Origin of the sequence: Enterobacter asburiae (assembly GCF_024599655.1) — a bacterium.
Classification (GTDB): Bacteria; Pseudomonadota; Gammaproteobacteria; order Enterobacterales; family Enterobacteriaceae; genus Enterobacter; species Enterobacter asburiae_D.
The window spans coordinates 534403-556019 of record NZ_CP102247.1; the positions used below are offsets into that span (position 1 = coordinate 534403).

Annotated in this window: 16 protein-coding genes, 1 tRNA gene and 3 rRNA genes; 5 read left to right on the top strand and 15 right to left on the bottom strand. The window is 52.9% G+C overall.

From position 1 onward, the window contains the following. Positions 1–54: 54 nt before the first annotated feature. The 4 genes from NQ230_RS02590 to rrf (NQ230_RS02605) all read left to right on the top strand — a co-directional run bounded on the left by NQ230_RS02590 (position 55) and on the right by rrf (NQ230_RS02605) (position 3394). A 23S ribosomal RNA gene (locus tag NQ230_RS02590) occupies positions 55–2960 on the top strand. 69 nt (positions 2961–3029) lie between these two features. Continuing rightward, positions 3030–3145: ribosomal RNA gene (gene rrf, locus NQ230_RS02595) — 5S ribosomal RNA — on the top strand. A 14-nt stretch (positions 3146–3159) separates the two neighbouring features. Further along, a tRNA-Thr gene (locus tag NQ230_RS02600) sits at positions 3160–3235 on the top strand. A gap of 43 nt (positions 3236–3278) precedes the next feature. Beyond that, positions 3279–3394, top strand: a 5S ribosomal RNA gene (rrf, locus tag NQ230_RS02605). Positions 3395–3500: 106 nt separating this feature from the next. On the opposite strand, the gene NQ230_RS02610 is transcribed toward rrf (NQ230_RS02605), so the two are convergent. From NQ230_RS02610 to NQ230_RS02640, 7 genes are all read right to left on the bottom strand, one after another. Continuing rightward, entirely contained in the window at positions 3501–4259 is a 759-nt protein-coding gene (locus tag NQ230_RS02610) for an amino acid ABC transporter ATP-binding protein (protein WP_014171880.1), read from the bottom strand. Between the two features lie 7 nt (positions 4260–4266). Next, positions 4267–5370: an amino acid ABC transporter permease gene (locus NQ230_RS02615; protein WP_213328940.1), complete on the bottom strand. Its 1104-nt coding sequence runs from the start codon at positions 5368–5370 to the stop codon at positions 4267–4269. Positions 5371–5379: 9 nt separating this feature from the next. After that, positions 5380–6561 (bottom strand): amino acid ABC transporter permease, encoded by a 1182-nt coding sequence (locus NQ230_RS02620; RefSeq protein ID WP_213328833.1) that lies wholly within the window; start codon positions 6559–6561, stop codon positions 5380–5382. Positions 6562–6628: 67 nt separating this feature from the next. Continuing rightward, positions 6629–7654: an amino acid ABC transporter substrate-binding protein gene (locus NQ230_RS02625; RefSeq protein ID WP_023333654.1), complete on the bottom strand. Its 1026-nt coding sequence runs from the start codon at positions 7652–7654 to the stop codon at positions 6629–6631. Between the two features lie 473 nt (positions 7655–8127). After that, complete coding sequence (locus NQ230_RS02630; RefSeq protein ID WP_008502867.1) at positions 8128–8349, bottom strand: lipoprotein; 222 nt, start codon at positions 8347–8349, stop codon at positions 8128–8130. Positions 8350–8655: 306 nt separating this feature from the next. Further along, complete coding sequence (locus tag NQ230_RS02635) at positions 8656–11769, bottom strand: efflux RND transporter permease subunit (protein ID WP_159515030.1); 3114 nt, start codon at positions 11767–11769, stop codon at positions 8656–8658. Positions 11770–11780: 11 nt separating this feature from the next. After that, positions 11781–12920 (bottom strand): efflux RND transporter periplasmic adaptor subunit, encoded by a 1140-nt coding sequence (locus NQ230_RS02640; RefSeq protein ID WP_257259832.1) that lies wholly within the window; start codon positions 12918–12920, stop codon positions 11781–11783. A 388-nt stretch (positions 12921–13308) separates the two neighbouring features. Between NQ230_RS02640 and envR the strand changes: the two genes are divergently transcribed. Next, a complete protein-coding gene (gene envR / locus NQ230_RS02645; protein ID WP_219321639.1) occupies positions 13309–14028 on the top strand; it encodes an acrEF/envCD operon transcriptional regulator in 720 nt (239 codons plus the stop codon). Here envR and NQ230_RS02650 read toward each other — a convergent pair. From NQ230_RS02650 to NQ230_RS02685, 8 genes are all read right to left on the bottom strand, one after another. Continuing rightward, positions 13944–16025 carry a putative bifunctional diguanylate cyclase/phosphodiesterase gene (locus tag NQ230_RS02650; protein ID WP_121424806.1) on the bottom strand — a complete coding sequence of 694 codons (2082 nt, stop codon included), beginning with the start codon at positions 16023–16025 and terminating at the stop codon, positions 13944–13946. The two genes, envR and NQ230_RS02650, sit on opposite strands and share 85 nt — an antisense overlap. Positions 16026–16164: 139 nt before the next feature. Next, a complete protein-coding gene (locus NQ230_RS02655) occupies positions 16165–16329 on the bottom strand; it encodes a DUF2556 family protein (protein ID WP_008502862.1) in 165 nt (54 codons plus the stop codon). 177 nt (positions 16330–16506) lie between these two features. Then, the gene (gene fis / locus NQ230_RS02660) at positions 16507–16803 is read right to left on the bottom strand and encodes a DNA-binding transcriptional regulator Fis (protein WP_000462905.1); all 297 of its coding nucleotides are present in this window, start codon (positions 16801–16803) and stop codon (positions 16507–16509) included. Between the two features lie 23 nt (positions 16804–16826). Next, entirely contained in the window at positions 16827–17792 is a 966-nt protein-coding gene (gene dusB, locus NQ230_RS02665) for a tRNA dihydrouridine synthase DusB (protein ID WP_136195022.1), read from the bottom strand. A gap of 330 nt (positions 17793–18122) precedes the next feature. After that, entirely contained in the window at positions 18123–18863 is a 741-nt protein-coding gene (locus tag NQ230_RS02670) for a carbonic anhydrase (protein ID WP_257261302.1), read from the bottom strand. A gap of 128 nt (positions 18864–18991) precedes the next feature. Further along, positions 18992–19873 carry a 50S ribosomal protein L11 methyltransferase gene (gene prmA, locus NQ230_RS02675; protein WP_032639765.1) on the bottom strand — a complete coding sequence of 294 codons (882 nt, stop codon included), beginning with the start codon at positions 19871–19873 and terminating at the stop codon, positions 18992–18994. An 11-nt stretch (positions 19874–19884) separates the two neighbouring features. Further along, positions 19885–21336, bottom strand: a complete 1452-nt coding sequence (gene panF / locus NQ230_RS02680) for a sodium/pantothenate symporter (RefSeq protein WP_193941286.1) — start codon at positions 21334–21336, stop codon at positions 19885–19887. Beyond that, entirely contained in the window at positions 21326–21568 is a 243-nt protein-coding gene (locus NQ230_RS02685; RefSeq protein WP_121424802.1) for a YhdT family protein, read from the bottom strand. The genes panF and NQ230_RS02685 overlap by 11 nt, the downstream gene beginning before the upstream one ends. Positions 21569–21617: the final 49 nt, after the last annotated feature.

The following is a 21617-nucleotide window of genomic DNA, read 5'->3' on the forward strand; positions in this document are numbered from 1 at the left end:
TCTCAAATTTTCGCAATTTGATGATGAATCGAAAGAAACATCTTCGGGTTGTGAGGTTAAGCGACTAAGCGTACACGGTGGATGCCCTGGCAGTCAGAGGCGATGAAGGACGTGCTAATCTGCGAAAAGCGCCGGCGAGGTGATATGAACCTTTGACCCGGCGATGTCCGAATGGGGAAACCCAGTGTGTTCCGACACACTATCGTTAACTGAATACATAGGTTAACGAGGCGAACCGGGGGAACTGAAACATCTAAGTACCCCGAGGAAAAGAAATCAACCGAGATTCCCCCAGTAGCGGCGAGCGAACGGGGAGCAGCCCAGAGTCTGAATCAGCTTGTGTGTTAGTGGAACGGTCTGGAAAGTCCGGCGATACAGGGTGACAGCCCCGTACACGAAAGCACACTTGCTGTGAACTCGAAGAGTAGGGCGGGACACGTGGTATCCTGTCTGAATATGGGGGGACCATCCTCCAAGGCTAAATACTCCTGACTGACCGATAGTGAACCAGTACCGTGAGGGAAAGGCGAAAAGAACCCCGGCGAGGGGAGTGAAAAAGAACCTGAAACCGTGTACGTACAAGCAGTGGGAGCACCTTCGTGGTGTGACTGCGTACCTTTTGTATAATGGGTCAGCGACTTATATTCTGTAGCAAGGTTAACCGTATAGGGGAGCCGAAGGGAAACCGAGTCTTAACTGGGCGTTAAGTTGCAGGGTATAGACCCGAAACCCGGTGATCTAGCCATGGGCAGGTTGAAGGTTGGGTAACACTAACTGGAGGACCGAACCGACTAATGTTGAAAAATTAGCGGATGACTTGTGGCTGGGGGTGAAAGGCCAATCAAACCGGGAGATAGCTGGTTCTCCCCGAAAGCTATTTAGGTAGCGCCTCGTGAACTCATCTTCGGGGGTAGAGCACTGTTTCGGCTAGGGGGCCATCCCGGCTTACCAACCCGATGCAAACTACGAATACCGAAGAATGTTATCACGGGAGACACACGGCGGGTGCTAACGTCCGTCGTGAAGAGGGAAACAACCCAGACCGCCAGCTAAGGTCCCAAAGTCATGGTTAAGTGGGAAACGATGTGGGAAGGCACAGACAGCCAGGATGTTGGCTTAGAAGCAGCCATCATTTAAAGAAAGCGTAATAGCTCACTGGTCGAGTCGGCCTGCGCGGAAGATGTAACGGGGCTAAACCATGCACCGAAGCTGCGGCAGCGACGCTTATGCGTTGTTGGGTAGGGGAGCGTTCTGTAAGCCGTTGAAGGTGTGCTGTGAGGCATGCTGGAGGTATCAGAAGTGCGAATGCTGACATAAGTAACGATAATGCGGGTGAAAAGCCCGCACGCCGGAAGACCAAGGGTTCCTGTCCAACGTTAATCGGGGCAGGGTGAGTCGACCCCTAAGGCGAGGCCGAAAGGCGTAGTCGATGGGAAACAGGTTAATATTCCTGTACTTGGTGTTACTGCGAAGGGGGGACGGAGAAGGCTATGTTAGCCGGGCGACGGTTGTCCCGGTTTAAGCATGTAGGCGGGAGTTTTAGGTAAATCCGGAACTCTTCTAACGCTGAGGTGTGATGACGAGGCACTACGGTGCTGAAGTAACAAATGCCCTGCTTCCAGGAAAAGCCTCTAAGCATCAGGTAACATCAAATCGTACCCCAAACCGACACAGGTGGTCAGGTAGAGAATACCAAGGCGCTTGAGAGAACTCGGGTGAAGGAACTAGGCAAAATGGTGCCGTAACTTCGGGAGAAGGCACGCTGATATGTAGGTGAAGCCCCTGCGGGTGGAGCTGAAATCAGTCGAAGATACCAGCTGGCTGCAACTGTTTATTAAAAACACAGCACTGTGCAAACACGAAAGTGGACGTATACGGTGTGACGCCTGCCCGGTGCCGGAAGGTTAATTGATGGGGTTAGCGGCAACGCGAAGCTCTTGATCGAAGCCCCGGTAAACGGCGGCCGTAACTATAACGGTCCTAAGGTAGCGAAATTCCTTGTCGGGTAAGTTCCGACCTGCACGAATGGCGTAATGATGGCCAGGCTGTCTCCACCCGAGACTCAGTGAAATTGAACTCGCTGTGAAGATGCAGTGTACCCGCGGCAAGACGGAAAGACCCCGTGAACCTTTACTATAGCTTGACACTGAACACTGGTCCTTGATGTGTAGGATAGGTGGGAGGCTTTGAAGCGTGGACGCCAGTCTGCGTGGAGCCAACCTTGAAATACCACCCTTTAATGGCTGGTGTTCTAACGTAGACCCGTAATCCGGGTTGCGGACAGTGTCTGGTGGGTAGTTTGACTGGGGCGGTCTCCTCCCAAAGAGTAACGGAGGAGCACGAAGGTTAGCTAATCCTGGTCGGACATCAGGAGGTTAGTGCAATGGCATAAGCTAGCTTGACTGCGAGAGTGACGGCTCGAGCAGGTGCGAAAGCAGGTCATAGTGATCCGGTGGTTCTGAATGGAAGGGCCATCGCTCAACGGATAAAAGGTACTCCGGGGATAACAGGCTGATACCGCCCAAGAGTTCATATCGACGGCGGTGTTTGGCACCTCGATGTCGGCTCATCACATCCTGGGGCTGAAGTAGGTCCCAAGGGTATGGCTGTTCGCCATTTAAAGTGGTACGCGAGCTGGGTTTAGAACGTCGTGAGACAGTTCGGTCCCTATCTGCCGTGGGCGCTGGAGAATTGAGGGGGGCTGCTCCTAGTACGAGAGGACCGGAGTGGACGCATCACTGGTGTTCGGGTTGTCATGCCAATGGCATTGCCCGGTAGCTAAATGCGGAAAAGATAAGTGCTGAAAGCATCTAAGCACGAAACTTGCCCCGAGATGAGTTCTCCCTGACCCTTTAAGGGTCCTGAAGGAACGTTGAAGACTACGACGTTGATAGGTCGGGTGTGTAAGCGCAGCGATGCGTTGAGCTAACCGATACTAATGAACCGTGAGGCTTAACCTTACAACGCCGAAGCTGTTTCGGCGAAGAGACAGAAGATTTTCAGCTTTGATACAGATTTAACAGAATTTGCCTGGCGGCTTTAGCGCGGTGGTCCCACCTGACCCCATGCCGAACTCAGAAGTGAAACGCCGTAGCGCCGATGGTAGTGTGGGGTCTCCCCATGTGAGAGTAGGGAACTGCCAGGCATCAAATTTAGCGTGCTGATATGGCTCAGTTGGTAGAGCGCACCCTTGGTAAGGGTGAGGTCCCCAGTTCGACTCTGGGTATCAGCACCACTTTATACTTAGGTTAAAGTTCGGCAAGAAGTAAAAGAATTTGTCTGGCGGCTTTAGCGCGGTGGTCCCACCTGACCCCATGCCGAACTCAGAAGTGAAACGCCGTAGCGCCGATGGTAGTGTGGGGTCTCCCCATGTGAGAGTAGGGAACTGCCAGACATCAAATAAGTGAGAAGGCCATCCGAAAGGATGGCCTTTTTGCGTTTATGCGCAGAAAAAACGGTAGGCCGGGTAAGGCGAAGCCGCCACCCGGCAGAGCAAACGACTAATGAATCACCTGCGACAGGAATGCTCGCGTGCGTTCTGACTTCGGATGCGCAAAGAACTCATCCGGCGGTGCCTGCTCAACAATCTCCCCGCGATCCATAAAGATCACCCGGTCGGCCACGGTTCGCGCAAACCCCATCTCATGTGTCACACACAGCATGGTCATACCGGATTGCGCCAGCCCAATCATGGTGTCCAGAACCTCTTTCACCATTTCCGGATCCAGGGCAGATGTCGGTTCATCAAACAGCATAATTTTCGGTTTCATGCACAGCGAACGGGCGATAGCCACACGCTGCTGTTGGCCGCCCGATATCTGGCCAGGAAACTTATTGGCATGCTCGGCGATACGTACGCGCTCGAGGTAGTGCATGGCTAATGCCTCCGCTTCCTTTTTCGGCATCTTTCGTACCCAAATTGGCGCAAGCGTACAGTTCTGCAGAACGGTCAGGTGCGGAAACAGATTAAAGTGCTGAAATACCATTCCCACTTCCTGACGTACGCGTTCGATATTGCGGATATCTTCATTCAGCTCGATGCCATCAACCACAATGCGTCCTTGCTGATGTTCTTCAAGATGATTAATACAGCGAATGGTCGTGGATTTCCCGGAGCCAGAAGGGCCGCAAAGGACAATGCGTTCTCCCTGCTTTACCTTAAGATTAATGTCCTTCAGGACATGAAATTGTCCGTACCATTTATTCACATTTTCCAGCGTAATCATCGCGTCGGCGGGTGTCATAGTTATTTGGCTCATAATTTCCTCAGTGCGGTGTACGCCCGGTGTTAAAGCGCTTTTCCAGATGCTGGCTGTAGCGCGACATGCTAAAACAAAAGATCCAGTAGATCAGAGCTGCAAAGACATATCCTTCGGTGGACATACCCAGCCAGACAGGGTCAACGGTTGCCTGTTGCACGCTGCTAAAGAGATCGAACAATCCAATGATGATCACCAGGCTGGTATCCTTGAAGAGGGCAATGATCGTGTTGACCAGACCCGGGATGACCAGCTTGAGTGCTTGGGGAAGAATGACCAGTCCTTGCGTTTTCCAGTAACCGAGAGCCAGTGATTCCGCCGCTTCGTACTGGCCTTTAGGTAACGCCTGCAAACCACCTCGCACAACTTCAGCGACATAGGCGGACTGGAAGAGAATCACCCCCACCAGGGCACGGATCAGCTTGTCGATAGTGGTACCTTCTGCCATAAACAGCGGCAGCATGACCGACGACATAAACAGAACGGTGATAAGCGGTACGCCGCGCCAGAACTCAATGAAGATAACGGAGAGCACACGGACGATCGGCATTTTTGAACGCCGTCCCAGAGCCAGTAAAATCCCCCACGGTAGCGCACCGGCTATCCCCACTGAAGCGATAATCAGCGTCAGAGTCAGCCCGCCCCACTGGCGTGTTTCAACGCGTTCCAGCCCCAGGAAACCGCCATACAACAGCGCCCAGACAATAATCGGATAAACCACTGCCCAGGCGGCAATATAGCGTCCACGATGAGGCAGCTTTTTCCAGAACATGGCCGCGATAGAAAGCAGGCCGATAACCAGCGCCAGATTAATCCGCCAGCGCTGTTCATGGGGATACAATCCATACATAAACTGGCCGAAGCGCTCATGAATAAACACCCAGCAGGCGCCGGCCTTTGTGCAGTCTGCTCGGGTTGAACCGACCCAGTTGGCCTGTAAAAACGCCCAGTTCAGCAGGGGAGGAATCAATTCCCACATGAGCCACAGGCAGACAATCGTCAGCAGGCTGTTACTCCAGCTGGAGAACAGATTCTTACGCGCCCAGAGAATGAAACGTCCACCTGTCGAGTTGGCAGGGCGCGAGGAGTGCGACAGTATCGCTTTTGTCATCATAGATCCTTAGCGCTCGACCAGTGCTATACGACGGTTATAAAGGTTCATCAGCAGTGAAATCACCAGGCTGATGATCAGATAGACAGACATCGTGATGGCGATGGTTTCAATGGCTTGTCCGGTCTGGTTAAGCACGGTTCCGGCGAAGAGTGACACCATATCCGGGTAACCAATGGCAGCGGCCAGCGACGAGTTTTTGACAATATTGAGATACTGGCTGGTCAGGGGCGGAATGATGACCCGTAAAGCCTGCGGAATGATGACCTGGCGAAGCGTCACGGTATGGGGTAATCCCAGTGAGCGTGCCGCTTCGTGCTGTCCATAAGGTACGGCCTGTATCCCTGCACGGATAATCTCTGCGATAAACGCGGAGGTATAAATCGACAGTGCCAGCGTCAGGGCTGCCAGCTCGGGAATTAATACCATCCCGCCCTGAAAGTTAAAGCCACGCAGATGTGGAATGTCCCAGTGCAGCGCGGCCCCAAACAGCCAGTGTGCGATCAGCGGCAGGCTAACGATCAGGACAACAGCCGTGGGCCAGGTTCTCCGGAGCTGACCGGTTTTGATCTGATGCTTGCGGTTAAAACGGAATACCCCAGCAGAGAGAGCAAGCGCTATCGCAATCGCGCCGATGAAAGCGTACAGGCCTTCACCTACCAGGGGAGAAGGGATGGACAACCCACGGTTACTCAGGAAAAACAGCTCGAACGCGTCGACGGCCTGGCGGGGACCGGGAAGGTTACGCAGTACGGCGAAATACCAGAAGAATATCTGCAGGAGCGGGGGGATATTGCGGAACGTCTCAATATAAACAGTCGACAGTTTCCGCAGGAGCCAGTTTTCAGAAAGACGCGCCAGGCCAATAAAGAAGCCCAGTATCGACGCGAAGACGATACAAAGCGCCGATACCAACAGCGTATTCAGTAAACCGACTACGAACACGCGTCCGTAGGTGTCGCCTTCCTGGTAATCAATAAGGTGCTGAACGATACCAAACCCCGCGCTGCGATCTAAAAACGCGAAACCGGAAGTAATGCCGCGATTATTCAGGTTGGTGATGGTGTTATGGATGAGATACACGGCGATGAGAACAACCGCAACAATAGCAATAATCTGGAATAGCCAGGCGCGGACCGCGGGATGAGAAAAGGATAGCGATCCTTTTACGGCTGAGCGGCGATGGGACATAAAGAAACCTCAGTAACCATGACTCTGGAGTGGGCACTGCCTGAGCAGTGCCCGTTACAGCTATGACTTAACGTACTGGTGGCGCGTACTGAATGCCGCCGTTGTTCCAGAGATTGTTCTGGCCGCGTTTGATCTTCAGCGGGCTTTCCGATCCCACGTTGCGCTCAAAGATCTCAGAGTAGTTACCCACCTGTTTGATGATGTTGTAAGCCCACTTGTTATCCAGCTTCAGATCCTTGCCGAAATCACCTTCTTTACCGAGCAGGTGTGCCATATCCGGGTTGGATGGCTTAGCAGCTTTCTCATCAACGTTTTTAGAGTTGATGCCCATCTCTTCTGCGTTCAGCATGGCAAACAGCGTCCAGCGAACAATGGAGAACCAGTCTTCATCACCACGACGAACGACGGGGCCGAGAGGTTCTTTGGAGATTACTTCTGGCAGGACAATCCACTCTGCCGGGTTGCTCAGCTTAATACGTAAGGCATACAGCTGTGACTGGTCAGAGGCCAGCGTGTCGCAACGGCCGGATTCCAGCGCTTTGGCCGATTCATCCGAGCGGTCGAATGTCACCGGGGTGTATTTCATGTTGTTTGCTTTGAAATAATCCGCGACGTTCAGCTCGGTATCGGTGCCCGCCTGGATACAAACGGTGGCGCCATCCAGTTCTTTGGCGCTTTTCAGACCAGCTTTATTGTGGGTCAGGAAGCCGATGCCGTCATAATAGGTCACGCCCGTAAATGACATCCCCATGCCAGCATCACGGGAGGAAGTCCAGGTGGTATTACGGGAGAGCATGTCGACCTCGCCGGACTGCAGCGCCGTAAAGCGTTCTTTCGCCGTCAGCGGGGTGTATTTTACTTTGCTGTCATCGCCAAAAACGGCGGCTGCAACGCCACGGCAGACATCCACATCAATACCGGTAAATTTGCCGTTCGCATCGGCATAAGAGAAGCCAGGCAAACCGTCACTGATACCACATTGAACAAAACCTTTCTTTTTAACGGCATCCAGTGTCGTTCCCGCATGGGCTTGACCGGCTACGGCAAACAACATGCCTGCAGCGGCCAGGCTGGCTATCATCGTCTTTTTCATAATGCATCCTGTGTGGCGAAATTTATCGTTATAGAGGCGTTTTTAAACGCTTAACCTGTCTGTGGCTTTGGCCAACGTTTATAAAGCAAACGTAATGCCAGTTTTGCGTTCGACAAAATAAGAGACGAGTGAACGCTTAATGCTGAGTGTAGACAGGCTTAAATAAAACGAGCGCCCCGAAACGGTGCGAAATTACAACCTATGCCACAAATCAGAGCAAAAGTTTTGAGTCGGGTCAGGAAAAAGAAGAGATAGTTTCCGGGGTGAATATTGGCAGGGTATTCAATAATATTAATGTGTGAAAATCATCACGATAGAATAAGTAATTTGAATGAGTATGCGAAAAAGTTGTGACTAACTTCAGGCTTGTATTAATTACGTGAATAAATACGGGGCTATTTTTTTACTTATTTGAAAATACTGCACTCATTAAAAGCAAAAGCGCGGGCAGAGCCGCGCTTTCTCAACAGATGTTACTTCGTCAGAGCAACAATACCCAGCGTCAAACCCGCTACTGCGGCAGCACCGCCGGCGATAGCACCCGCGGTCTCCCAGTTATCCTGAGTGGTGCCTTTCATACAGGTATTGGTATGAACCAGTCGGCCCTGGTCGTCGTAAACCGGTACACATGGAGAGTCGTGCGCGCAACCAGCAAGCAGCGCAGCGAGAAGTGCAACGGAAATGAATCTTTTCATGATGTTACCTCAGTATTATTTCTAATCCGCTATAAAGCCAGGAGGGCTATTAACGAACTGGAGGTTATTTTACCACCGGGGTAAGTCCTCGTTACACGAGGAATAATCTCAAATTATGTAGTTTGTAAAAATCGTGGAGAAAAGTCGGTTTCAGGAGAAATTTATGGAGACATTATGAAGAGGTAAAAGAGTGTTTTTACTTAATGCAAATCATCCTATTTTTAACAATGCCTTTATGTAAAGCCTAATTCATTGTTTATGTTAAAAATAAAAAAAAGGCACCAGAGGTGCCTTTTCTGGGGAACATTACTCTTTATGGTGAGTAAACCGTCGCCGAACAACCACAAAGAAGACGGGCACGAAGAAAATCGCCAGAAGCGTTGCGGAAAGCATTCCCCCCATAACGCCCGTACCGACGGCGTTTTGCGCGCCGCTCCCGGCACCGGTGCTGATCACCAGCGGCATGACGCCAAGGATAAAGGCCAGAGACGTCATCAGGATCGGTCGAAGGCGCATCCTGGAAGCTTCCAGCGTGGCTTCAATAATGCCTTTGCCTTCTTTATCCATCAGGTCTTTAGCAAATTCGACGATCAGGATGGCATTTTTAGCCGACAAACCAATCGTCGTCAGCAGGCCGACCTGGAAATAGACGTCATTATTTAACCCGCGCAGCGACGCTGCGAGAAGCGCCCCAATGACACCCAGCGGTACAACCAGCATAACGGAGAACGGAATGGACCAGCTTTCATACAGCGCTGCCAGACACAGGAACACCACGATCAGTGAAATGGCGTACAGCGCAGGCGCCTGATTACCCGAGAGCCGCTCCTGATAAGACATCCCCGTCCAGTCATAGCCGATACCGGAAGGCAGTTTTGCCGCGAGACTTTCCATCATAACCATGGCCTCACCGGTACTTTTACCCGGGGCTGATTCCCCCAGGATCTCCATCGAGGGCATCCCGTTATAGCGCTCCAGGCGAGGTGAGCCATAGAACCAGTGAGCGTTGCTGAAGGCGGAGAACGGGACCATCTCCCCATTCGCGCTGCGCACGTAAAGGTTGTTAATATCGCCTGGCAACATACGGAATTTTGCGTCAGCCTGTACGTAGACCTTTTTCACTCGCCCATGATCGATAAAGTCGTTCACATAGGTGCCACCTAAGGCCGTCGAAATCGTCTGGTTGACGTCAGAAAGACTGACGCCCAGCGCCTGCGCTTTCTCCTGATCGACATCCAGCTTGAACTGAGGCGTATCTTCAAGACCGTTAGGGCGCACGCGAACCAGCAGGTCAGGGTGCTCTTTCACCATGCTGAGCAGTTGGTTACGCGCCTGCGTCAGCTGGGTATGCCCCAGGTTAGCCTGATCGATCAATTCAAAGTCGAAGCCCGTGGCGGTACCCAGCTCGATAATTGCAGGCAGGTTAAACGGGAACACAAGGCCATCTTTAATCTGACTGAAGGCTTTCGTCGCGCGACCCACAATGGCTTCGACGCCATTTTCCGACCCCGGGCGCTCCTCCCAGGGCTTCAGGCTGACGAATGCAATACCGGAGTTCTGACCCTGGCCGCTAAAGCTAAAGCCGTTTACGGTAAAGACGGATTCAACGTTCGCCTTCTCTTTGTTCAGATAGTAATCCTGAACCTGGTCGAGGACCTGCTGAGTACGCGTCTGGGTTGCACCTGCCGGGAGCTGAACCATCGTCATAAATACCCCCTGATCCTCTTCGGGCAGGAAGGAGGTGGGCAAGCGCAGGAAAAGCACCGCCATGCCACCGACAATAATGACGTACACCACCAGATAGCGCCCTGTCTTACGCAAAATACCGCTCACGCTGTTGCTGTAGTGCTCCACGCTTTTATCAAAGAGCGCATTAAACCAGCCGAAGAAGCCACCTTTTTTCTCATGATGGTCGCCGGATATGGGCTTCAGCAACGTTGCACAGAGTGCGGGCGTCAGGATTAGCGCAACCAGTACGGACAAGGCCATAGCGGAAACGATAGTCAGCGAGAACTGGCGATAGATTGCCCCCGTCGAGCCGCCAAAAAAGGCCATCGGAATAAAGACCGCCGAGAGCACCATGGCGATCCCCACCAGTGCGCCCTGGATCTGCTCCATCGACTTCTGCGTGGCCTCTTTCGGCGGCAGCTTGTCCTCGACCATGACACGTTCAACGTTCTCAACGACCACGATAGCGTCATCGACCAGCAGGCCTATCGCCAGCACCATGCCGAACATCGTCAGGGTATTGATGGAGAAACCAAACGCCGCCAGAACCGCGAAGGTACCCAGCAGAACGACCGGCACCGCGATAGTTGGGATGAGCGTCGCGCGCAGGTTTTGCAGGAACAGGTACATGACCAGGAAGACGAGAACGATCGCTTCAAACAGGGTCTTCACCACTTCGTGGATGGAGATTTTCACGAAGGGCGTGGTGTCATAGGGATAGACAACTTTCAGCCCCTGTGGGAAGAACTGCTGCAGCTGCGCCAGCTTGCTTTTGATGGCTGCCGCAGTGTCCAGCGCATTTGCCCCGGTTGCCAGCTTAATCCCCAGGCCGGTTGCCGCCTGCCCGTTGATTTTAGTGACCATGTTGTAGTTTTCGCCACCCAGCTCAATGCGAGCCACGTCCTTCAGATGAACCATCGAGCCGTCCTGGTTCACCTTAAGCGTCACGCGGCCAAACTCCTCCGGTGATTTCAGGCGAGTTTGCGCGATGATCGAGGCATTCAGCTGTTGCCCTGGAATGGACGGCGTTCCGCCCAGCTGGCCTGCCGCTATCTGATCGTTCTGGGTTTTCAACTGGTTGATAATATCCAGCGGCGTCAGCTGGTATTTGTTCATCGCGTTGCTGTCGAGCCAGATGCGCATCGCATACTGAGCGCCAAACAGCTGAACGTCACCGACACCAGACGTTCGGCTGATGGCATCTTTGACGTTTGAGGCGACATAGTCAGAGATGTCGTTCTGCGTGAGGCTTTTGTTGTCTGAAACAAAACCGGCGACCAGCAGGAAGCTGCTGCTGGATTTCTCCACGCCAATCCCTTGCTGCTGAACCTCTTGCGGCAGCAGCGGCATGGCGAGCTGCAGCTTGTTCTGCACCTGCACCTGAGCGATGTCCGGGTCGGTTCCTGACTCGAAGGTCAGGGTGATGGTGACGTTCCCCGCTGAATCGCTGGTGGAGGACATATACATCAGGTTATCGATACCGTTCATGTTCTGTTCGATAACCTGGGTCACGGTATCCTGCACCGTTTGAGCGTCCGCTCCCGGGTAGGTCGCGGATATCGCCACGGCTGGAGGGGCAATGGTCGGATACTGTGCGACGGGAAGTTTGAGAATGGCCAGCCCGCCTGCAATCATCAAAATGATGGCAAGTACCCAGGCGAAAACCGGTCTCTGAATAAAGAAATTAGCCATGTCGTCGTCCCTTAACCGGCTGGAGTCGTGGTGGTATCCGGCGTGGCGATGACGGTTACCCCCGGTTTGACTTTCTGTAGCCCGCTGACAATCACGCGGTCACCGTTTTTCAGCCCTTCCGTCACCAGCCAGCGATCGCCAATTGCCTGAGGGGCGACGACGGTACGCGGCTCAACCTGGTTTTTATCGTTCACCACCAGGACGGTTGCATCGCCTCGCGGTGTACGGGTCACGCCTTGCTGTGGAACCAGAATCGCGTCCGGCTGGGTGCCTTCATCAATGCGGGCGCGAACAAACATGCCGGGTAATAACAGATGCTGAGGGTTCGGGAAAATGGCGCGAAGGGTAATCGAGCCGGTACTTTCATCGACCGTGACGTCAGAGAACTGCAACGTGCCTTTCAGCGGATAGGGCTGCCCGTTTTCCATCAGCAGTTCAACGCTGCTGGCGGTATCGCCTTTTTGCAGGCTCGTCTGTTTCAGGCGCATAAAATCATTACTGGATTGGGTGACATCGACATAAATCGGATCGAGCTGCTGGACCGTTGACAGCGCTGCGGCCTGCCCATTTGTCACCAGCGCCCCTTCGGTCACGCTTGATTTCCCGATACGACCATCAACAGGAGAGGTCACTTTGGTGTAGGCAAGGTTGATACGTGCGCTTTCAACGCCGGCTTTTGCGGCCACCACGCTGGCATCTGCCTGCTGAGCCGTCGCCACGGCCTGGTCATACTCCTGCTTACTGACATACTGGGTGCCTACCAGCGGGAGATAACGTTTCACCGTCAGGTGCGCAATATTGGCCGCTGCCTGAGCCTTCGCCAGTTCGCCTTTCGCGCTGTCATAGGCTGCCTGATAGGTCGCGGGATCAATCTGATAAAGTGACTCACCCGCTTTTACATCGCTACCTTCCGCGAAGTTGCGGCGAAGGATAATACCGCTAACCTGAGGACGAACCTCCGCAACGCGAAATGCATCTGTTCTGCCCGGGAGTTCAGTGGTGACAGCCAGAGGCGCGCTTTTCACAATATGCACGCTGACCTGAGGCGCCTGCAGGTGTTGTTGTTGATTTTCCTGACCATCGCATCCAGTGAGCAGTACCGCGCAGACAATGAAACCAGATAAGGGCAAGCGTCTGAAATGATTCGTCATTACTGTTCCTTTAAATACCCATTAACCGATATATGTCGCGAACCGGTAGCTGGGGCAGAGGGATAAAAAATAAAATGTAGCTGCGTATAATAATGAGGGTATTTAATGTTTTTTAATTTATAAGTGCGAATGACCATGCTTGTAGAAAAAAATCAGAATCAGACCTGATCCATTCGGGGGTATACTTCAGGCATGTTAATCAGGTAAATGCATTTAATGTTGTCTAATTATTCACTTCATGAATTTAATTTATTCGATGTATTTGCATTAATTATAAATTAAGAAGATTGACTTTTTTTGTGCAAAATTAAAACGAATTTTAGTGAATAATTACATTTGCATGAACGCAATATTACCTTTAAACCTTGTGAGTAACGAGTAGTTACCTATGGCGCGTAAAAAGAAAGAAGAGGCTCAACAAACCCGGCAGCAGCTGATTGAGGCGGCTATCGGACAGTTTGCGACGCGTGGTGTTGCCAGCACGACGCTGACGGATATCGCTGATGCTGCTAAGGTGACGCGCGGCGCGATCTACTGGCACTTCACCAGTAAATCAGAAATATTTAATGCCATCTGGGAACAGCAATTACCGCTTCGCGACATTATTCGCGACAGGCTTTCCCTTTCCGATAGCGACAATCCGTTGTTAAAACTTCGTGAGCAATTTATTACCGCGCTGCAGTATATTGCCCATGAACCCCGGCAATGTGCGCTTTTACAAATTTTGTATCATAAATGTGAATTTAGCAGTGATATGATTTCAGAGCGTGAAATCAGAAACCGCATTGGATTCAATGATGACACACTACGCGCAACGCTGGAGACTTGTATTTCGCGCAATATCATTTCGCCACAGGTGAATGTTGATCTCACCTTGATTGTATTCCACGGTTTTTTTAGCGGAATAATTAAAAACTGGTTAATGAATAATGACAGTTTTAATCTTTATCAGCAGGCTCCCGCTCTGGTCGATAGCATACTGGCGACACTCCCTGTCATTCGCGTGTCGCCTGATGAGGATGCTTACAGCTCAGCGCCAGGTAACATTTCTCCCCGGGCACAAAGTGCTTCTATAGTCTGCGCGCTGGCGGGTTTACCTAACAGATAACCCTGAAGGGTGTTACAGCCCAGCTCGGTTAAAAAGGCTTGCTGCGCTTCAGTTTCCACACCTTCAGCCACGACTTTCAGGTTAAGTGTTTTAGCGAGGGCCACAATCGCTGAGACAATAGTGGCATCCTCGCTTTCGCCGCTGAGCTCTTTCACGAACGCCCTGTCGATTTTCAATTCACAGGCCGGTAAGCGCTTGAGATACAGCAGGCTCGAATATCCGGTGCCAAAATCATCAATGGAGGCCTTCACGCCCGCATCCGTCAGCTCTGTCAGCACCCGTACGCTCTCATCCGGGTTGCTCATCGCCGTGGTTTCCGTCACTTCGAGGATCAACATTTCCGGTGGTACATGGTGAAGTGCCAGGCAGTCGAGAACCGTTTTAACCAGCGAAGGTTGTTCAAACTGCAGTGTCGACAGGTTTACCGCCATTGACCAGCCTTGATGCCCCTGAAGATGCCATTCCCGCAGCTGGCGACAGGCTTCATTAATCACCCAGTTGCCAATGGGGATGATCAGCCCCGTTTTTTCCGCCAGCGGCAGAAAAAGTTCTGGCGTCAGTAACCCCTGCTTAGGATGCTGCCAGCGCAATAGCGCCTCGAATCCGAGGACTGGGCCCGCCGGGGCATGAAATTTTGGCTGATACAGCAGGCGCAGCTCATTGCGATCGATCGCCATCCACAGATCGTTCATTAGCTGGAGATGGGTCTGCGCCAGGGTGTTCATGGAGGGCTGGAAAAAGTGGTAGCCGTTACGGCCCATATGCTTCGTGTGATACATCGCCGCGTCGGCGTTAAACATCAGTTCACGCTCGGTTTTACCGTCGTGAGGATACAGCGCGATACCAATGCTGAGGGTCACCACCAGTTCATAGGGGCCGAGATTGAATGGGCTATCGATCGCGCGGACCAGCGAATTCGCCAGCGATGCCGCGTCGTCCGGACCTTCACCCTCAGCCAGCAGAACAAACTCATCACCGCCGATACGTGCAAGGGTGAACTGGCCTTTCAGGAGAAGCAGCAGACGCTGTGTAACGGCGACCAGTAGCCTGTCACCGACATCATGGCCGTAGGCGTCATTGATGGCTTTAAAGCCGTCGAGATCCATGAACATCAGGGCAAAATGGTTCCCTTCACGATCGGCTTTGCTGATGGCCTGATCGAGTCTGTCTTCCAGCAGAATACGGTTGGGCAGACGCGTCAGGGTATCGTGCAGCGCCAGTTGAGCGAGTTCCCGGTTAGCTTCTGCCAGCGACGAAGCCAGAAGGGCGGTTCGTGCCTGAAGGCGGGCATCCAGCATCGACACCAGCAGGGTGATCCCAAGAATAGAGAGCGCGACGACGCTGACCAGCACCGCCAGCCAGCTCCCGTTAATCCCCTCATGATGAACCATTGTGGACATGGGAAACTGCGCCGCTTTCATCCCGGCATAGTGCATACCGGCAATGGCAATCCCCATCGTGATCGCGGCTCCCATGCGCATCAGCACGACCTGTGCGGCTTCGCGACGCAGGCGGAAGGTTAGCCATAATGCTGCGAGCGAAGCGGCAAGCGCAATCACGACCGAAATGGCCACCCAGACCTTGTCCCAGATAATCCCCGGCATCACTTCCAGCGCCGCCATGCCGGTGTAATGCATGGCGACAATACCGCTCCCCATCACCAGCGCGCCGGGCAGCAGTCGGCGCAAGCGTAATTGCTCGCAGCTCACGAGCCATAGCGCAAACAGCGACGAACCCACGGCGATAACCATGGATAACACCGTCAGGGTGGCGTTGTAGCTCATGCTCATGGAGAGATCCATCGCCAGCATGCCGATAAAATGCATGGCCCACACGCCAATACCCATTGCAATACCGCCCCCAGCCAGCCAGACGCGGGCAGCGACGCCCTCACTCCCGGCGACGCGTGCAGCCATGTTCAGCGCGGTATACGCCGCAAGGATGGCAACAACAAAGGAGAGGACGACAAGGATATGGTTGTATTGGCTGACCAGCATGGACGGTTCTACTCGAGTGTGGGGTTACGCTAGAGCGGTTGAGAAGGGCGAGACATTATCACCGTCAGGTAATGGCTCAAAGGGATTTAAATCCCCGTTTTTAGTGGGTAATAACGGGGTGGCTTGCGCAATCGGGCGGTTAGTCGAGCTCGGAGCAGTTCACGAGTTTCAGCGGGTTGACGGAGTTCATATTGCGACACTTATCGGTTTCGGTGCTCATCAGTTCAATCCACTGCATCAGGAGTGCATCGAAAATGAGAACGGAGATTGCAAAGACAACCAGCCACCAGTATTTACGAATCATTGTGTCATTCCGCGAGAAGAACGCCAGTAAGGTGGGGGAAATATACACGAAAAACCGTGGTTGAAAAGCGGGAGAAGCGAAGGTTTACAATGCGTTGACGGAGAGGCACAGGTAATAAAAAAGGCGCTTCCCCATGCCGAAGAGCGCCTTTTTAAACAAGCATTTAACTGATTAGTATCAGTTCATGCCGTATTTTTTCAGTTTCTTACGCAGAGTACCACGGTTGATACCCATCATCAGCGCAGCGCGGGTTTGGTTACCGCGGGTGTATTGCATCACCATGTCCAACAGTGGCTGTTCAACTTCAGCCAGTACCAGCTCATACAGGTCATTAACATCCTGACCGTTCAGTTGAGCAAAATAGTTCTTCAGTGCCTGTTTAACCGAGTCACGCAGGGGCTTTTGAGTTACCTGGTCCTGAGAGTTAACGGTAGAAACGGTCAGTACGTCAGAATTTACGCGTTGTTCGAACATAGTTCTGTCAGCTCTTTATTTCATTACGCAAGATTTTCGAAGTATGCCTCCAACGCCTCCAGCTGTACGCTGGCATCCTCTATGGCGTTGAATGTGCGCCGAAACTGGTCATCTGGAGCGTGCTCCTGGAGATACCAGGAGACGTGTTTACGCGCAATTCGGTACCCTTTTGCATGACCGTAGTGGTCATGCAGTTCCCGAACATGCGAACAAAGCAAGCGCTTTACCTCTGCCAGAGGCAGCGGGGCAAGCAGCTCCCCAGTGTCCAGATAATGCTGGATTTCCCGGAAGATCCAGGGTCTTCCCTGAGCGGCACGTCCTATCATCAGAGCATCAGCTCCCGTATAGTCGAGTACAGCTCTGGCTTTAAGCGGGTCAGTTATGTCGCCATTCGCGATAATCGGAATGGAAACTTTCTGCTTAACTGCCCGAATGCTGTCGTATTCAGCTTCACCGTTGAACAAACAGGCGCGAGTGCGTCCATGAATGGTCAGGGCCTGAATGCCACAGTCTTCGGCCAGTTGGGCAATCTCTACACAGTTACGGTGTTCCGGCGACCAACCCGTGCGAATCTTCAACGTAACAGGAACGTCCACTGCGCTGACAACCGCCGTCAGGATAGCTTTCACCTGGTCGGGGTATTGCAGAAGGGCTGAACCTGCAAGCTTGCGATTCACCTTTTTGGCCGGGCACCCCATATTGATATCAATAATCTGGGCACCACTTTCCACGTTAATCCGCGCGGCATCTGCCATCTCTTCAGGCACGCTTCCGGCAATTTGCACGGTGCGAATACCTGGTTCATCAACGTGCACCATCCGAAGGCGGGATTTATCGCTTTCCCAAACCTGCGGGTTAGACGACATCATCTCGGATACGGTTAAACCGGCTCCCATCTCATAGCACAGCGTCCTGAACGGCCGGTCGGTAATACCTGCCATAGGGGCTGCGATCAGGCGATTTCTAAGCTGGTGGTGTCCGATGCGCATGAGTTAAGAAATGACCATACTGTGACTGCAAGGCGGCGTATATTACGCATTTTTTGCACGAGATGAAAGGCCAAACTTTGAACAATCCACTGTTGTAGATCAAGGAATCGCCGCTCAATCTTCCTGTTCAAAATTATTCATTATTTAAATCATTATGTTATGCGTGAATGGTTATTTTATGGGCGCTTACAATTTCCCGTAACTTCTCATCATTTCTGAATAAATGCTTCGCTGAAGCGGGATAATCTGCTGTTTTTAGCAGCAGATTTCCCCACTTCTTTGCGATCTGCGTCGCATTTTAGAACATGATCGTCATGCGAAAAATGCGTCTTATTCGACCACAACGCGCCCATGCAGCGACTGTACCGGACGGTTATTATCGTGATGCATTGTATGGGTGAATCTTTCAAGCTGTTCTGCAGAAACCGTCAGGGGCTGCTTAAGCACAATCCAGGTGACGCCTTCCAAACACGGAGGAGTGGTCAATGAACCGCTAAAGCGCCAGTACGTTTTATCTTTTGGCAGCAGTTTGTTCAGGTTAAGATCCTGTTTAATGGAGACGTTCTGCTCGGCCTGCTGAGGCATAACGCGCCACAGTTTTTCAAGCTCCGGGTTTGCGGCCCCTTTATCAAACATCACCGCCACCACCGTCAGTTCTCCACTGGCATTTTTATGAACCAGGTGCATTTCCATCGCATATTTCTTGCCATGAACGGTGTTTTCGCTCGGCGCGTGGAAATGGAACTGCTGTAACGTCCAGGTTTGCTTATCGAGAGTGAGGGTATCGCGGGTGTCAGCCTGTTCGCTTGCCTGAATGGTATGGCCATTGTTTGTCAGCGTAACAGGACCATCAACGTAGTGGGTTTGTAGCGGGGAAAGATGGGCGTTAGCGGTCGAATCAATATTAATGGGAGACTGGTTCATTCCGCTTTGACAGGTCTTGTATGCCTCGTCCAGCTCGCCCCAGTGTTCCGGCGAACCTTCCCCTTCGTAGCTCCAGTGTGATGCAAATGCTGAAGCCGAGATCATGCTCAGCGCCAGCAGCGCTGCCTTGCCAGTAATGTGTTTCATCATATTCTTCCGGTGAATTTTTGTAATACAAATCAACATGATTTGTAGGGTTATTTTACCGAAGAATGAACGGGGGAGAGAGGATTATCAGAGGGGGAGAGGCGTGGTCAGATGACCACGCCAAATGCTTATTTTTTACGGCCGGTGATGCGGCACCACTCTTCTTTTTCCACTACCGGGTCAAGGGCAAAGAGATCGGCGTAGGCTTCACATACGCTGTCGGCTTGGCTCGCCAGGATACCGGAAAGCCCCAGCAGACCGCCCTCAACGGGCAGCACGCTGATTAACGGGGCCAGCTCGCGCAGTGGGCCCGCCAGAATGTTTGCGACCACCACATCGGCTTTCATGGCGTCTGGCTGAGCATCCGGCAGATACAGCTCCAGACGATCGGAGACGCCGTTACGCTCGGCATTATCGCGGCTGGCCTGAATCGCCTGCGGATCGATATCGATCCCGATGGCTTTTGCCGCGCCCAGTTTCAGGGCTGCAATCGCGAGGATCCCGGATCCACAGCCGAAGTCGATCACCGTTTTACCGTCCAGATCCAGCCCATCAAGCCACTGCAGGCACAGGGACGTAGTTGGGTGAGTACCGGTACCAAACGCCAGGCCCGGATCGAGCATCACGTTGACCGCATTCTCGTCCGGGACGTCGCGCCAGCTTGGGCAGATCCACAGACGTTTGCCGAACTGCATCGGGTGGAAGTTATCCATCCACTCGCGTTCCCAGTCTTTGTCTTCCAGCTGTTCGATTTTGTGCACAAAACCCGCGCCCAGCAGAGGATGATTCTCCAGAATCGCGACAACCTCTTTCATATCGGTTTCGGCATCAAACAGGCCAATAACGTCGGTATCGCCCCACAGGCGGGTTTCGCCCGGCAGCGGCTCAAAGACCGGCGTGTCATGCGTGTCCTGGAAGGTGATGGAGACCGAGCCGGCCTCCATCAGCGCATCGCTCAGTTCCTCGGCGTTAGCGCCGGTTGTGTTCAGTTTTAGTTGGATCCACGGCATGGCAAAACTCTTTATTTATCAGTAGAAATCATAGCGGGCTGTGGGACGGGCTGACCGAAACGGTTCCCCACCACAAACGCCAGTAAACTTAGCAGTAACGAAGGCACAATCGGATGGAAGCCCAGGTACTGAATCTTAAACGTTGCGAGGACGGCATACAGCACTCCGCCGACGATCATGCCGCTCAGCGCGCCTGCAGCGTTTGCGCGTTCCCAGTAGAGCCCTAACACCAGCGGCCACAGGAATACCGCTTCAAGCCCACCAAATGCCAGCAGGTTCAGCCAGATGATCATCTCCGGCGGACGCCATGCGGCTAACAGCAGCAATGCCCCTAACACCAGCGTAATAACGGCCGACATACGCTTCAGGCGTCGCTCATTTTCGACCTGCTCCGGGCGCAGGTTCAGATAGAGATCTTTAATGATCGTAGCGGAACTTTGCAGCAGCTGAGCGTTGATTGTCGACATAATGGCGGCCATCGGCGCGGCAAGGAAAATCCCGGCAGCGAAAGGCGGAAGCACTTTGACCATCAGCGTTGGGATAACCAGATCGGGTACGGTTAGGTCGGGAATAACTGCCCGACCTAACGCGCCTGCCAGGTGCATACCAAACATCAGGATCGCAACCACGATGGTGCCAATGATAATGCCTCTGTGCACGGCTTTGCTGTCTTTGTAAGAGATACAGCGCACGGCGGTATGCGGCAGACCAATCACCCCAAAGCACACCAACACCCAGAACGAGGTCATAAATGTTGGAGAAAGGATGTCATCCGCGCCCTGTGGCGAAACCAATTTTGGATCGATCGCCTCGAGCGTTTCAACCGCATGGCTCAGGCCGCCCGCGGCGTGGACGATGCCGACCAGCAGGACGATAGTGCCGATAAGCATCACCATGCCTTGCATCGTGTCGTTCAGCACGCTGGCGCGGAATCCACCAAATGCAGTATACAGCGCAATGCTTACCCCGAAGATGATCAGGCCCGTCTCGTAGGGAATACCTGCAGCCGTTTCCAGCAGGCGTGCCCCGCCGATAAACTGTACCGTCATCGCGCCAATAAAAGCCACCAGCAGGCTTAAGCTGGCCAGCCACACCAGTAAACGGCTCTGATAGCGGGCAAACAGCATATCGTTGAGCGTCACGGCATTGTAACGGCGCGCCAGAATAGCAAATTTTTTGCCCAGTATGCCCAGCGAGAGCCAGACGGCAGGCAGCTGGATCATCGCCAGTAGCACCCAGCCTAATCCGTATTTATAGGCTGCACCGGGTCCACCGATAAACGAACTGGCGCTGATGTAGGTTGCGGTCAGCGTCATGGCCAGCACCACGCCGCCCATTGAGCGGCTGCCGAGGAAATACTCGTTCAGAAACGTGCCTGTCGTGCGTTTTCGCATGGCGTAAACGGATAAACCAAACACTACCAACAGGTAAGCGATAAGCGGCAGAATCACTTCAAGCTGCATCATCGTCCTCCAGCGGAATATCGCGATAGATGAATTTGACCATTGCCCAGCACAGCACGATAAACACCAGCGGTACCAGCAGGCAGGCCATTTCGAACCAGTGCGGCAGGCCGGTGACGCCAATAGCGGAGTCAGGTAAGTAAGCGGTCACTAACCAGGCGGCGAGATAGAGAAGGGTCAGCCACAGCGCCCAGCGCGCTTCTTTATGGGCCTGAACAAAACGCTTGTCCATTTTTTGTCCCTTGTGGATGAAGAAAGCGGGGATTGTACATGATGAGGCT

Bases quoted from the DNA above. Each gene is read 5' to 3' on its own strand.
- NQ230_RS02630 (WP_008502867.1), bottom strand. From the start codon at position 8,349: ATGAAAAGATTCATTTCCGTTGCACTTCTCGCTGCGCTGCTTGCTGGT.
- NQ230_RS02615 (WP_213328940.1), bottom strand. From the start codon at position 5,370: ATGACAAAAGCGATACTGTCGCACTCCTCGCGCCCTGCCAACTCGACA.
- NQ230_RS02620 (WP_213328833.1), bottom strand. From the start codon at position 6,561: ATGTCCCATCGCCGCTCAGCCGTAAAAGGATCGCTATCCTTTTCTCAT.
- envR (WP_219321639.1), top strand. From the start codon at position 13,309: ATGGCGCGTAAAAAGAAAGAAGAGGCTCAACAAACCCGGCAGCAGCTG.
- prmA (WP_032639765.1), bottom strand. From the start codon at position 19,873: ATGCCGTGGATCCAACTAAAACTGAACACAACCGGCGCTAACGCCGAG.
- NQ230_RS02670 (WP_257261302.1), bottom strand. From the start codon at position 18,863: ATGAAACACATTACTGGCAAGGCAGCGCTGCTGGCGCTGAGCATGATC.
- dusB (WP_136195022.1), bottom strand. From the start codon at position 17,792: ATGCGCATCGGACACCACCAGCTTAGAAATCGCCTGATCGCAGCCCCT.
- NQ230_RS02650 (WP_121424806.1), bottom strand. From the start codon at position 16,025: ATGCTGGTCAGCCAATACAACCATATCCTTGTCGTCCTCTCCTTTGTT.
- NQ230_RS02625 (WP_023333654.1), bottom strand. From the start codon at position 7,654: ATGAAAAAGACGATGATAGCCAGCCTGGCCGCTGCAGGCATGTTGTTT.
- panF (WP_193941286.1), bottom strand. From the start codon at position 21,336: ATGCAGCTTGAAGTGATTCTGCCGCTTATCGCTTACCTGTTGGTAGTG.
- NQ230_RS02610 (WP_014171880.1), bottom strand. From the start codon at position 4,259: ATGAGCCAAATAACTATGACACCCGCCGACGCGATGATTACGCTGGAA.
- NQ230_RS02655 (WP_008502862.1), bottom strand. From the start codon at position 16,329: ATGATTCGTAAATACTGGTGGCTGGTTGTCTTTGCAATCTCCGTTCTC.
- NQ230_RS02685 (WP_121424802.1), bottom strand. From the start codon at position 21,568: ATGGACAAGCGTTTTGTTCAGGCCCATAAAGAAGCGCGCTGGGCGCTG.
- NQ230_RS02635 (WP_159515030.1), bottom strand. From the start codon at position 11,769: ATGGCTAATTTCTTTATTCAGAGACCGGTTTTCGCCTGGGTACTTGCC.
- fis (WP_000462905.1), bottom strand. From the start codon at position 16,803: ATGTTCGAACAACGCGTAAATTCTGACGTACTGACCGTTTCTACCGTT.
- NQ230_RS02640 (WP_257259832.1), bottom strand. From the start codon at position 12,920: ATGACGAATCATTTCAGACGCTTGCCCTTATCTGGTTTCATTGTCTGC.